The sequence below is a fragment of the Streptomyces hawaiiensis genome, assembly GCF_004803895.1.
GTDB classification, from domain to species: Bacteria; Actinomycetota; Actinomycetes; order Streptomycetales; family Streptomycetaceae; genus Streptomyces; species Streptomyces hawaiiensis.
On record NZ_CP021978.1, the window covers coordinates 5,382,261 to 5,394,544 of the forward strand.

10 protein-coding genes are annotated in these 12,284 nt (G+C 71.4%); 7 read left to right on the forward strand and 3 right to left on the reverse strand.

Annotation, left to right across the window (positions count from 1 at the left end; translation table 11 throughout):
* Window positions 1–209 precede the first annotated feature (209 nt).
* The 7 genes from CEB94_RS24955 to CEB94_RS24985 all read left to right on the forward strand — a co-directional run bounded on the left by CEB94_RS24955 (window position 210) and on the right by CEB94_RS24985 (window position 10,572).
* Window positions 210–1,538: a helix-turn-helix domain-containing protein gene (locus CEB94_RS24955; RefSeq protein ID WP_175434318.1), complete on the forward strand. Its 1,329-nt coding sequence runs from the start codon at window positions 210–212 to the stop codon at window positions 1,536–1,538.
* A 331-nt stretch (window positions 1,539–1,869) separates the two neighbouring features.
* Entirely contained in the window at window positions 1,870–2,859 is a 990-nt protein-coding gene (locus CEB94_RS24960) for a malate dehydrogenase (protein WP_175434319.1), read from the forward strand.
* A gap of 533 nt (window positions 2,860–3,392) precedes the next feature.
* Complete coding sequence (locus CEB94_RS24965) at window positions 3,393–4,913, forward strand: aldehyde dehydrogenase family protein (protein WP_175434320.1); 1,521 nt, start codon at window positions 3,393–3,395, stop codon at window positions 4,911–4,913.
* Between the two features lie 116 nt (window positions 4,914–5,029).
* Entirely contained in the window at window positions 5,030–6,562 is a 1,533-nt protein-coding gene (locus tag CEB94_RS24970) for a GMC family oxidoreductase (protein ID WP_175434321.1), read from the forward strand.
* On the forward strand, window positions 6,559–7,665 hold the full coding sequence (locus tag CEB94_RS24975) for a quaternary amine ABC transporter ATP-binding protein (protein ID WP_175434322.1): 1,107 nt from the start codon (window positions 6,559–6,561) through the stop codon (window positions 7,663–7,665). Before CEB94_RS24970 ends, CEB94_RS24975 begins: the two co-directional genes overlap by 4 nt.
* The gene (locus CEB94_RS24980; RefSeq protein WP_175434323.1) at window positions 7,665–9,614 is read left to right on the forward strand and encodes an ABC transporter permease; all 1,950 of its coding nucleotides are present in this window, start codon (window positions 7,665–7,667) and stop codon (window positions 9,612–9,614) included. The genes CEB94_RS24975 and CEB94_RS24980 overlap by 1 nt, the downstream gene beginning before the upstream one ends.
* A 1-nt stretch (window position 9,615) precedes the next feature.
* Entirely contained in the window at window positions 9,616–10,572 is a 957-nt protein-coding gene (locus CEB94_RS24985) for an ABC transporter substrate-binding protein (protein WP_175434324.1), read from the forward strand.
* A gap of 3 nt (window positions 10,573–10,575) precedes the next feature.
* On the opposite strand, the gene CEB94_RS24990 is transcribed toward CEB94_RS24985, so the two are convergent.
* Genes CEB94_RS24990 through CEB94_RS25000 form a run of 3 tightly spaced genes read right to left on the reverse strand, consistent with a single transcriptional unit; the run spans window position 10,576 to window position 12,274 of the window.
* Window positions 10,576–11,295, reverse strand: coding sequence for an isocitrate lyase/PEP mutase family protein (locus CEB94_RS24990; protein ID WP_175434325.1), 720 nt, complete (start codon window positions 11,293–11,295; stop codon window positions 10,576–10,578).
* A complete protein-coding gene (locus CEB94_RS24995; RefSeq protein ID WP_175434326.1) occupies window positions 11,292–11,738 on the reverse strand; it encodes a carboxymuconolactone decarboxylase family protein in 447 nt (148 codons plus the stop codon). Before CEB94_RS24995 ends, CEB94_RS24990 begins: the two co-directional genes overlap by 4 nt.
* A complete protein-coding gene (locus tag CEB94_RS25000; RefSeq protein WP_175434327.1) occupies window positions 11,735–12,274 on the reverse strand; it encodes a carboxymuconolactone decarboxylase family protein in 540 nt (179 codons plus the stop codon). The genes CEB94_RS24995 and CEB94_RS25000 overlap by 4 nt, the downstream gene beginning before the upstream one ends.
* Window positions 12,275–12,284: the final 10 nt, after the last annotated feature.

Consider the following 12,284-nt stretch of genomic DNA (forward strand, 5'->3'; position numbering starts at 1 on the left):
GACAATCAGGACGGTCCAGGGGACAATCGGGACGGTCCCGGGTGTATCGCGCGCGGTCACCATGCTCCTGTGCGCCCCCCTCCAGGGAACTGAGATCCTGAGTGGGCGCATCCCTGTGGGTATCCAGAACGGGGACTCGGCCAAGGCCGCCACGCGCGGGGCGAACAGCGCGAGAAATATCAGCACGACCGGGGGGAAGAGGGGGAGCAATGCCTCGTTGGAGGGCCTTGCCGGATGAGCTCGATCCGCAGATCAGGGAGTTCACCAGCCAATTGCGCAGGCTCGTGGACCGCAGTGGTCTGAGCATCGCGTCGGTGGCGGACCGCACGGGTTACAGCAAGACGTCGTGGGAGCGTTACCTGAACGGCCGGCTGCTCGCGCCGAAGGGCGCGATCGTGGCCCTGGCCGAGGTCACCGGCACCAATCCGGTGCACCTCACCACGATGTGGGAGCTCGCCGAGCGCGCCTGGAGCCGCTCGGAGATGCGGCACGACATGACGATGGAGGCCATCCGGATCTCCCAGGCGCGCGCCGCGCTCGGGGAGTTCGGCGGGCAGGACTTCACCGACCCCTCGGCCGGTGGCAAGGCGGCCTCGGCGGGCCAGGGCAGAGCGGCCTCCGCGGGCAGCGGCAAACCCGCCCGCCGGAGCGGCGGCACCACGGTCACGCCGGGCATCGCCGGACCGGCCGGTGTGGCCCCGACCGTGCCGCCGCAGCCGACGGCCCCCGAGGTCCAGGACTCCACCGGCGCGGGTGTGCGGGAGGAGAGCGGCCGGGCCGCCGAGCCCGAGGTCAACTCGTGGGGAATGGCCGGGTACCAGGGCCCGTCGCCGACGGGCGGGCGCTCCACCGGACCCGGCACCGGCAGGGGATCCCGGTCCGGCTCGGGTCCGGGAACCCCCGCCGGGCCGTCCGGCGGCCTCGGCTGGACTCCCGGCGTCGGGGCGGACCCGTACGGCGAACCGCAGGACGCCGTCCCGGCGCGGCCGGATGGTGGTAGTGCCGGTGGTGCCGGCGGGACCCGCCGCGCCCCCTCCGCCTCCGCGGGCAAGAAGCGCACCGCGACCTTTCTCGCGGGCGTCGTGGGTGTTCTCGTGGTGATCGCCGGTGCGTTCTACCTCACCGGCGGCGGTGGCGACGACGAGGCCAAGGGCGGTGCCAAGTCGCCCTCGCCGGCGGTCAGCACGGACCCGAAGCTGCCGCCCGGGGTGAAGTGCAGCGGTGACGGCTGCACCGGCAAGGACGCCGAGGCCATGGGGTGCAGCGGTGACCTGGTGACCACGGCCCAGACCGCGACCGTCGGCACGACCGCCGTCGAGGTCCGCTACAGCGAGACCTGCAAGGCGGCCTGGGGACGTATCACCCAGGCGGCACAGGGTGACGAGGTCCAGATCAGCTCGGGCAAGGCGAAGCAGACCGGCAGCATCACCGCGGCCGGGGACACCATCGCCTACACCCCGATGGTGGCCGTGAAGAGCGCGGCCGACGCCAAGGCCTGCGCGACGCTGACGGCCGGGCAGCAGGGCTGCACCGACTAGACGGCGGAGCGGTCCGCCCGGCCCTTGTGAAGAAATTCCGAAGGGGTGGAATGGCCGCCGGAATCGGGGGCACGCGAACCGTACCCCCACGGGAGTCCGGCATGGTCGGTATCCCCCCAGGCGGCCGCCTTCGTCCTCCTCTCCCGGACGGGCGGCCGCCTCGTGTATGGGCAGGGGGAAGGGTTGTGGGCTGGGCCACACCGACCCGGACGTCCGGGATCCCGGATGCGCGGTAGCCTGACGGCTGGATGGATCTCTTGACGCCAAGAGATCGATCAAACGTCCGGGGCAGGGACCCCGCCCCACCGCCAGCTGTCATACGGAGAACGCCATGACCCGCACTCCCGTGAACGTCACCGTCACCGGCGCGGCCGGCCAGATCGGTTACGCCCTGCTCTTCCGCATCGCCTCCGGTCAGCTGCTCGGCGCGGACGTGCCGGTGAAGCTGCGCCTGCTGGAGATCACGCCCGCCCTGAAGGCGGCCGAGGGCACGGCCATGGAGCTGGACGACTGCGCGTTCCCGCTCCTGCAGGGCATCGACATCTCGGACGACCCGAACGTCGCCTTCGACGGCGCCAACGTCGGTCTGCTCGTCGGCGCCCGCCCCCGCACCAAGGGCATGGAGCGCGGCGACCTGCTGGAGGCCAACGGCGGCATCTTCAAGCCGCAGGGCCAGGCCATCAACGCCCACGCCGCGGACGACATCAAGGTCCTGGTCGTCGGCAACCCGGCCAACACCAACGCCCTGATCGCCCAGGCCGCCGCGCCGGACGTACCGGCCGAGCGGTTCACCGCGATGACCCGCCTGGACCACAACCGCGCGCTGACCCAGCTCGCGAAGAAGACGGGCTCCACGGTCGCCGACATCAAGCGCCTGACCATCTGGGGCAACCACTCCGCGACCCAGTACCCCGACATCTTCCACGCCACGGTCGCCGGCAAGAACGCCGCCGAGGTCGTCAACGACGAGAAGTGGCTGGCCGAGGACTTCATCCCGACCGTCGCCAAGCGCGGCGCCGCCATCATCGAGGCCCGTGGCGCCTCGTCGGCCGCGTCCGCCGCCAACGCCGCCATCGACCACGTCCACACCTGGGTCAACGGCACCGCCGACGGCGACTGGGTCTCCATGGGCATCCCGTCGGACGGCTCCTACGGCGTCCCGGAGGGCCTCATCTCCTCCTTCCCCGTCACCACCAAGGACGGCAAGTACGAGATCGTCCAGGGCCTGGAGATCAACGAGTTCTCCCGCGCCCGGATCGACGCCTCCGTCAAGGAGCTCGAGGAGGAGCGCGACGCGGTCCGCGGCCTCGGCCTCATCTGACCGGAGTCGCACAGAACTCCGTGCGCAGGCCCCGCACCGGCTCTCCGGTGCGGGGCCTGCGGGCTTTCCACGGGCCGGCAGCCCCGTTCCGGGGCCGGGCCGAAGCGCCGGCGGTTGTACGCGCTGTGAGCGGAGGCCGTCGTCCGGTCCCGGGCGCGGTTGCCCGAGGCGCTCGTCGGGGCGCCCCCGGCCGACTCGCCGCGTTCACCGACCGTGACGGGCGCTCCCCGGGCGTGCGGCGCCTTCTCGTCGATCTCGTCGAGGGGCACGCCCGGCGCGCCGATCTGCTGCGCGAGTCGACCGATGGGTGGGCGGAGGGGGCCCGCCCGAAGCCTTCAAGCCACCGGTGTCCCGACGCCGACGGCCATATCTCCGTACCTTTCGTTCCGATTTGCCCGCATCTCCCGTGACGCAGCGCACTTTCGGCCACGGACGCGCATGCATCCGGGGGAGTCGGGCAGGCGAACTCGGTCTCTTAGTGACACGTATGTGACACAGGGGCGCTGATCAGGAACGGAAGGCGAAGAGCGATCATGGCGGAAAGTACCGAACTTCAGGCGCGTGAAACCATCCATGCGGGAGGAGAGTGGCGTGCGGCCACCTCCGGGGCCACCCGCGAGATCCTCGACCCCGCGGACGCCCTGCCCTTCGCCGTGGTCGCGGAGGGTGACGAGAAGGACGTCGATCTGGCGATCGCCGCAGCCCGGCGCGCCTTCGACGAGGGCCCGTGGCCGCACACGCCCGTCACCGAGCGGGCCGCACTGCTGAGGCGCGTCGCCGACCTGCTCGTGCGGGACCGCGAGGAACTGGGCCGGCTGGAGGCCCAGGACGCGGGCAAGACCGTCGAGGAGGGCCGTGTCGACATCGACTGCGTCGCCGACGCCTTCCGCTACTTCGCCGACCTGGTCGCCGGCGAGGCCCCCGGCCGGGTCGTGGACGCGGGCTCGACCGACATCCACAGCGTCGTCGTGCACGAGCCCCTCGGCGTCTGCGGGATGATCACGCCCTGGAACTACCCGCTGCTCCAGGCCAGCTGGAAGATCGCCCCCGCCCTCGCCGCCGGCAACACCTTCGTCATCAAGCCGAGCGAGATCACCCCGATGACGACGATCGCGGTCATCGACCTGCTCGTCGAGGCCGGCCTCCCCGAGGGTGTCGCCAACATCGTCACCGGCCCCGGCCACTCCGTCGGCGCACGCCTGTCCGAGCATCCCGACGTCGACCTGGTCTCCTTCACCGGCGGCACGGTCAGCGGCATCAAGGTCGCCGAGGCCGCCGCCCCGACCGTCAAGAAGGTCGCCCTCGAACTCGGCGGCAAGAACCCCAACGTCGTCTTCGCCGACGCCTGCGCCACCGATGAGGGCTTCGACACCGCCGTCGACCAGGCCCTCAACGCCGCCTTCATCCACAGCGGCCAGGTCTGCTCGGCCGGTGCCCGCCTCATCATCGAGGAGTCCGTCCGGGACCGCTTCGTCACCGAACTCGCCCGGCGCGCCGAGAAGATCCGCCTCGGCCGCGGCACCGAGGACGGCGTCGAGTGCGGCCCGCTCGTCTCCGAGCAGCAGCGCGCCAAGGTCGAGATGTACGTCGAGTCCGCCCTCAAGGAAGGGGCCGTGCTGCGCTCCGGCGGCAAGCGCCCCGAGCCGTCCCCGCAGCGTCCGGAGAACGGCTACTTCTACGAGCCGACCGTCCTCGACCACTGCCACCGCGAGATGCGCGTCGTGCGGGAGGAGGTCTTCGGGCCGGTCGTCACCGTCGAGACCTTCCGGACCGAGGACGAGGCCGTCGCCCTCGCCAACGACACCGAATACGGACTGGCGGGCGGCGTCTGGACCTCCGACGCGGGCCGCGCCCGCCGCGTGGCCGGGCGGCTGCGCCACGGCACCATCTGGATCAACGACTTCCACCCCTACCTGCCGCAGGCGGAGTGGGGCGGTTTCGGCAAGAGCGGAGTGGGCCGCGAACTCGGCCCCGCCGGGCTCGCCGAATACCGGGAGACCAAGCACGTCTACCAGAACCTCGCTCCCAAGCCGGTGCGCTGGTTCGCGGGCTGACCCCGTCCCCTGCCGGGCCGCCGACCACCCATCCCGGGCTGACCCCCACATCCCGGGCTGAGGTCCCCGTCCTCCCCCGAGCCCGTTCACTTCATCCCCACTGGAGCAAGCACGCCATGTCCCACACCAGTCATGAGTACGACTATGTCGTGATAGGCGGCGGAACCGCAGGTTCCGTCATCGCCTCCCGCCTGACCGAGAATCCGGACGTCACCGTCGCCGTCATCGAGGGCGGCCCCAGCGACGTCGGCCGTGACGACGTACTGACCTTGCGCCGCTGGATGGGCCTGCTCGGCGGCGAGCTCGACTACGACTACCCGACCACCGAACAGCCACGCGGAAACTCGCATATCCGGCACAGCCGGGCCCGCGTCCTGGGCGGCTGCTCCTCGCACAACACCCTGATCGCCTTCAAGCCGTTGCCGGCCGACTGGGACGAGTGGGAGGCCGCCGGCGCCAAGGGCTGGGGCGCGGTGCAGATGGAGGCCTACTTCGCCCGGCTGCTCAACAACGTCGTCCCGGTCGACGAGAAGGACCGGAACGCCATCGCCCGCGACTTCGTCGACGCGGCCCAGGAGGCGCTGGGCGTGCCGCGCGTCGACGGCTTCAACAAGAAGCCGTTCACCGAGGGCGTCGGCTTCTTCGACCTCGCCTACCACCCCGAGAACAACAAGCGGTCCTCGGCGTCGGTGGCGTACCTGCACCCGGTGATGGACGCGCGGCCCAACCTGACGATCCTGCTGGAGACCTGGGCGTACAAGCTTCAGCTGGACGGCAACCGCGCCGAGGGCGTGCACGTGCGGACCAAGGACGGCGAGGAGATCCTCGTCAAGGCCCGGGGCGAGGTCCTGCTCTGCGCCGGCGCCGTCGACTCGCCCCGGCTGCTGATGCACTCCGGCATCGGCCCCAAGGCCGACCTGGAGAAGCTCGGCATCCCCGTCACGCACGACCTGCCGGGCGTCGGCGAGAACCTGCTCGACCACCCCGAGTCGGTCATCGTCTGGGAGACCAACGGCCCCATCCCGGAGAACTCCGCGATGGACTCCGACGCGGGCCTGTTCGTGCGCCGCGACGCCGAACTGGCGCACCCCGACCTGATGTTCCACTTCTACCAGATCCCGTTCACGGACAACCCGGAGCGACTGGGCTATCAGCGGCCGGAGTTCGGCGTCTCCATGACCCCGAACATCCCCAAGCCGAGGAGCCGCGGCCGGCTGTACCTCACCAGCGCCGACCCCGAGGTCAAGCCCGCCCTGGACTTCCGCTACTTCACCGACGAGGACGACTACGACGGCAAGACCCTCGTCGACGGCATCAAGATCGCCCGTGAGATCGCCAAGACCGAGCCCCTGGCCGGCTGGCTCAAGCGCGAGGTGGCCCCCGGCCCGGACGTCACCGGTGACGAGGAGCTCGGCGAGTACGCCCGCAAGGTCGCGCACACCGTCTACCACCCGGCCGGCACCTGCAAGATGGGCGCCGCCGACGACCGGCAGGCCGTCGTCGACCCGGAGCTGCGCGTCCGCGGCCTGGAGGGCATCCGCATCGCCGACGCCTCCGTGTTCCCCACGATGACCACCGTCAATCCGATGATCGGAGTGCTCATGGTCGGGGAGAAGGCCGCCGAGCTGATCGGTGGTGGTTCCCGATGACCGCGATCCTCGAACCCCCCACGGAGCAGACCATGGACACCACCCCCGTCTTCTCGGTGGAGGGCCTGTGGAAGGTGTTCGGCCCCAAGGCCGGCCGCGTTCCCGCCGACCCCGAGCTCACCGCCCTCGACCCCGCCGAGCTGCGCTCCCGCACCGGCTGCACGGCCGCCGTCCGGGACGTCAGCTTCGACGTGCGCAAGGGCGAGGTCTTCGTCGTCATGGGCCTGTCCGGCTCCGGCAAGTCCACGCTGGTGCGCTGTCTGACCCGGCTGATCGAGCCGACGGCCGGCACCATCGCCATCGACGGCGAGGACGTCCGCGCCATGGACCGCTCCCGGCTGCGCGAACTGCGCCGCCACCGCGCCGCGATGGTCTTCCAGCACTTCGGCCTGCTCCCGCACCGCACCGTCCTCGACAACGTCGCCTACGGCCTGGAGATCCAGGGCATGGGCAAGGCCGAGCGGCGCGAACGGGCCGCCGAGGTCGTCGCCAAGGTCGGCCTCGAAGGCATGGAGCACCGCCGCCCCGGCCAGCTCTCCGGCGGTCAGCAGCAGCGCGTGGGCCTCGCCCGCGCTCTCGCCGTCGACCCCGAGGTCCTGCTCTTCGACGAGCCGTTCAGCGCGCTCGACCCGCTCATCCGGCGCGACATGCAGGAGGAGGTGATCCGGCTGCACCACGAGGAGGGCCGCACGATGGTCTTCATCACGCACGACCTCCAGGAGGCCCTCAAGCTGGGCGACCGCATCGCTCTGATGCGCGACGGCCGGGTCGTGCAGCTCGGCACGCCCGAGGAGATCGTGGGCTCGCCGGCCGACGACTACGTCCGCGAGTTCGTCCGGGACGTCCCGCGCGAGCAGGTCCTCACCGTCCGCTCGGCCATGCGCCGCCCCTCGGCGGACCAGGACGGCAGCGGACCGGCGGTGCGGCCCGACGCGACGGTGTCCGAGGCGATCGAGGCGGTCGCCCGCGCCGGCGCCCCGGCCCGGGTCGTCGACAAGGGCCGGTGCGTGGGCGTGGTCGACTCCGACACCCTTCTCGGCGTCGTCGCCGGCACGGAGCAGACCGCTCCACCGGGGACGAAGCAGCCCAAGGAGGCGGTGTGATGGCGACCATCACCGCGTCCCCGCCGCGCCTCGGCCTGCCCGGGCTGCTGAAGAACCGTGCCGTCCAGAAGCTTCTTCTGCTGGCCCTCGCCGCCGTGATCCTCGTTCCGCTGGCCAACGCCCGCTGGGCCAGCGGCGCCTGGCCGAGCGGGCTGACGGTGGACCTCTCCGAGCCGCTAGCCAAGACCAGCGACTGGATCATCGACAACCGCGACAGCCACCCGCTGTTCCTGTACTTCTTCGGCCACGTCAGCAACGTCGTCGTCATCGCCGTACGGGCCGTCTACCTCACCCTCCTGGCCATCGGCTGGGCGGGCGTCACGGCCCTCGGCGCGCTGGTCGCCTGGCGGGTGGCGGGCGTGCGGCTGGCCCTCGGCACGGCCGCCGCGTTCCTCGCCTGCGGGCTGCTCGGCATGTGGGTGCCGACCATGCAGACGCTCGCCCTGATGGTCGCCGCGGTCCTCGCGTCGGTCGTGGTGGGCATGCTGCTCGGGCTCGCCTCCGGACTGTCCGACCGCATGGACCGCGTGCTGCGCCCGGTCCTGGACACCATGCAGGTGCTGCCCGCCTTCGCCTACCTGCTGCCGGTCGTGCTGGTCTTCGGCATCGGCGTCCCGGCGGCCGTCCTGGCCACCGTCGTCTACGCCGCCCCGCCCATGGCCCGCCTGACCTCGCTCGGGCTGCGCGGTGCCGACAAGGAGGTGCTGGAAGCCGTCGAGTCGCTCGGCTCCACCGCACGCCAGCGCCTGCTGACGGCCCGCATCCCGCTGGCCCGCAAGGAACTCCTCCTCGGCCTCAACCAGACGATCATGATGGCGCTGTCCATGGCCGTCATCGCCGCCGTCATCGGCGCGGGCGGTCTCGGTGACCGCGTCTACCAGGCGCTGGCCTCCGTCGACGTCGGTGCCGCGCTCGCCGCCGGTATCCCGATCGTGCTGCTGGCGGTCGTCCTGGACCGCGTCACGGCAGCGGCCGGGGAGCGGCTCGGCGCCGACCCGGAGCCCCGCAGCGGCCTCGGCTGGCTCTACGTCCTCGCCGGCGTCGTCGCCGTGGCGGTCGCCGGGCGGCTCGTGGGCCGCCTCGACTGGCCCGACCCCTGGGTCGTCGGCATCGCCGAGCCCGTCAACCGCGCGGTGGACTGGATGACCGCGCACCTGTACTCGGGCGTCCCCGTCATCGGCGGCACCGCCGACTGGGCCGGACACTTCACCACCTGGGTCCTCGACCCGATGCGCGACGGCCTGCAGGGGCTGCCCTGGTGGTCGGTGCTGCTGATCGTCGCCGCCCTCGCCTGGGTGATCGGCACCTGGCGCACCGCGCTCACCGCCGTCCTCGCCATGGCCGCGATCGGCGTCCTCGGCGTCTGGAAGCCGTCCCTGGACACCCTCTCCCAGGTCCTCGCGGCCGTCGCCGTCACCCTCGTCGTCGGCTTCGCCGTCGGCATCGCCGCGGCCCGCAGCGACCGCCTGGAGCGGGCGCTGCGCCCGGTCCTCGACGTGTTCCAGACGATGCCGCAGTTCGTCTACCTGATCCCGGTCGTCGCCCTGTTCGGCGTCGGCCGCGCCCCGGCCGTCGCCGCGGCGATCGTCTACGCGCTGCCGGCCGTCGTCCGCATCACCACCCAGGGCCTGCGCCAGGTCGACCCGGCCGCCATGGAGGCCTCCGGCTCGCTCGGCGCGACCAGCTGGCAGCAGCTGAAGCAGGTGCAGCTCCCGCTGGCCCGCCCGGCGCTGCTGCTCGCCGTCAACCAGGGCCTCGTCCTGGTCCTCGCCGTCGTCGTCATCGGCGGCCTCGTCGGCGGTGGCGCCCTCGGCTACGACGTCGTCTTCGGCCTCGCCCAGGGCGACCTGGCGACCGGTCTGGTGGCCGGCGCGGCGATCGTCTGCCTCGGCCTGATGCTCGACCGGGTGACCCAGCCCACCGAACGCCGCGCGAAGAAGGGAGCCTGACATGCGCGTCCGTACTACTGCGATAGCAGCCGCGGTGAGCTCCCTTGCGCTGCTCACCGGCTGCGGTGCCGCCGACATGACCAAGCAGGCCTCGCCCTTCGCCAACGCACAGGGCGCCAAGACCGTGACCCTGTCCGTGCAGTCCTGGGTGGGCGCCCAGTCCAACGTGGCCGTCGCCCAGTACCTCCTGGAGCACGAGCTCGGCTACCGCGTCGACACCGTCCAGGTCGACGAGGTGCCCGCCTGGGACGCGCTCAGCCAGGGCCGCGTCGACGCGCTCCTGGAGGACTGGGGCCACCCGGAGCAGGAGCAGCGGTACGTCAAGGACAAGAAGACGATCGCGCCCGCCGGCGAACTCGGCGTCACCGGCCACATCGGCTGGTTCGTCCCGACGTACCTCGCCAAGCAGCACCCGGACATCACGAACTGGAAGAACCTCAACAAGTACGCCGACCTCTTCCGCACCCCGGAGAGCGGCAGCAAGGGCCAGCTGATGGACGGTTCGCCGTCCTACGTCACCAACGACAAGGCGCTGGTGAAGAACCTGAAGCTGGACTACCAGGTGGTGTTCGCCGGGTCCGAGGCGGCGCAGATCACGCAGATGAAGCAGTTCGCCAAGGAGAAGAAGCCCTTCCTCACCTACTGGTACTCGCCGCAGTGGCTCTTCAAGAAGGTCCCGATGACCGAGGTGAAGCTGCCGGCGTACAAGGAGGGCTGCGACGCCGACCCGGAGAAGGTCGCCTGCGCCTACCCGCACACGCCGCTGCAGAAGTACCTCAACACGGACTTCGCGAAGAACGGCGGCAAGGCGGCGGCGTTCCTGAAGAAGTTCAAGTGGACGACCGGGGACCAGAACGAGGTCTCCCTGCTGATCGCCGACAAGAAGATGACGCCGGAGGACGCGGCGAAGAAGTGGGTGGACAGCCACAAGTCCACGTGGAAGAAGTGGCTGCCCTGACGTTCACCGGGCCAGCCGGCCGGCGATCTCCCGCAGGGCCCGGGCGGCCCGTCGTTGGAGTCCCGGCCCGAAGGTGATCCGGGTGGCCCCTCGCGCGCCGAGTTCGGCGGGGGAGGGGCCACCGTCGGCCGGGGCCCCCACGTTGACCGGACCCCGGATCCCGGCCCGCAGCAGTGGCAGGACCTCCGGCGGCGCCCCGATCGGGTACACGCAGTCGGCGCCCGCGGCCACGTACAGCGCGGCCCGCTCGATGGCCGGGCCGGGATCGTCCACTCCGCAGGCGAAGGTGTCGATGCGCGCGTTGACGAAGAGCCGGTCACCGGCGGCCTCCCGCACCTCGGCCAGCCAACCGGCGTGCGTGCGGGGGTCCTTGAGCACCCCGTCCGCGGAGTCCTCCAGGTTGCAGCCGACCGCCCCCACCTCCAGCAGCCGCTCCACGAGGTCCTTCGGCGCGAGCCCGTAGCCGCCCTCCACATCCGCCGACACGGGTACGTCGACAGCCCGGGCGATCCGGGCGACCGCCGCGAACATCTCGTCGGCCGGGACCTGCCCGTCCTCGTAGCCGAGCGAGGCGGCGACCCCGGCGCTGGGCGTGGCGAGCGCGGGGAACCCGGCCTCGGCGAACACCCGCGCACTGGCCGCGTCCCACGGCCCGGGCAGCACGAGAGGATCACCGGGCGCCCGGTGGTGGTGCAGGGCACGGAACACATCAACCTTGCTCATGGCGTGTAACCCCCCGGCGCGATACGGCGGCTGACCATCACCCGGTTCCAGTTGTTGATGGCGACGATCAGCCCGAGCAGATGGGCGAGCCGCACCTCGTCGAAGTGCTTGGCGGCCCGCTCGTACACCTCGTCCGGCACGAAACCGGCGGTCAGCACGGTCACCGACTCCGTCAGCGCGAGCGCGGCCCGCTCCCGCTCGTCGAAGACGTTCTCGGCCTCCTCCCACGCGGTCAGCAGATCGAGCTGCTTCTCGCTCACCCCGTACTCGCGGGCGATCGTGAGATGCATGTCGAGGCAGAACGCGCAGTGGTTGAGCTGCGAGGCCCGGATCACCACGAGTTCGGCCAGGGCCGGGTCGCCGAGGCCCTGCTTGGCGACCTTGCTGAGCGCGGACAGGGCCCGGCCGACCGCCGGGTCGAGCAGCCGGGTCCGAGCCGTCACTTGTACTGCCCCGGCTCGTAGTACCCGGGCGTCATACGGCAGGTCACCCCGAACCGGTTCCAGGCGTTGATCGCCGTGATCGCGGCGATGACCTGCGCCAGCTCGGCCTCCTCGAAGTGCTTCGCGGCGTTGTCGTACACCTCGTCCGGCACGAAACCTCCCCCAGAGCCGAAAGCCTGGGAGGTGCCCCCAGTCAGGACCGTCACGGCCTCCGTCAGCTCCAGGGCCGCGATCTCCTTCGCGGTGTAGAAGTGCCGCGACTCCTCCCAGGCGCTCAGCTGCACGATCCGCTCGACGCTCTCACCCGAGGCGAGGGCGTCCTTGGTGTGCATGTCGATGCAGAAGGCGCAGTGGTTGATCTGGGAGGCGCGGATCTTCACCAGCTCGTACAGCTTGTGGTCGAGCCCCTGCCGGGCGGCGATCTCCAGCCGGACCATCGCCTTGTAGACCTCGGGCGCGTGCTTGGCCCACTCCAGGCGGGCGGGCTGCTCGGGGGCGTACTCCACGCCCGTCGTGTCATCGGTGTGCGTCGTCATGCCCTCGACC

Coding starts and splice junctions, on each gene's coding strand:
- CEB94_RS24955 (WP_175434318.1), top strand. CDS start 210: ATGCCTCGTTGGAGGGCCTTGCCGGATGAGCTCGATCCGCAGATCAGG.
- CEB94_RS24960 (WP_175434319.1), top strand. CDS start 1,870: ATGACCCGCACTCCCGTGAACGTCACCGTCACCGGCGCGGCCGGCCAG.
- CEB94_RS24965 (WP_175434320.1), top strand. CDS start 3,393: ATGGCGGAAAGTACCGAACTTCAGGCGCGTGAAACCATCCATGCGGGA.
- CEB94_RS24970 (WP_175434321.1), top strand. CDS start 5,030: ATGTCCCACACCAGTCATGAGTACGACTATGTCGTGATAGGCGGCGGA.
- CEB94_RS24975 (WP_175434322.1), top strand. CDS start 6,559: ATGACCGCGATCCTCGAACCCCCCACGGAGCAGACCATGGACACCACC.
- CEB94_RS24980 (WP_175434323.1), top strand. CDS start 7,665: ATGGCGACCATCACCGCGTCCCCGCCGCGCCTCGGCCTGCCCGGGCTG.
- CEB94_RS24985 (WP_175434324.1), top strand. CDS start 9,616: ATGCGCGTCCGTACTACTGCGATAGCAGCCGCGGTGAGCTCCCTTGCG.
- CEB94_RS24990 (WP_175434325.1), bottom strand. CDS start 11,295: ATGAGCAAGGTTGATGTGTTCCGTGCCCTGCACCACCACCGGGCGCCC.
- CEB94_RS25000 (WP_175434327.1), bottom strand. CDS start 12,274: ATGACGACGCACACCGATGACACGACGGGCGTGGAGTACGCCCCCGAG.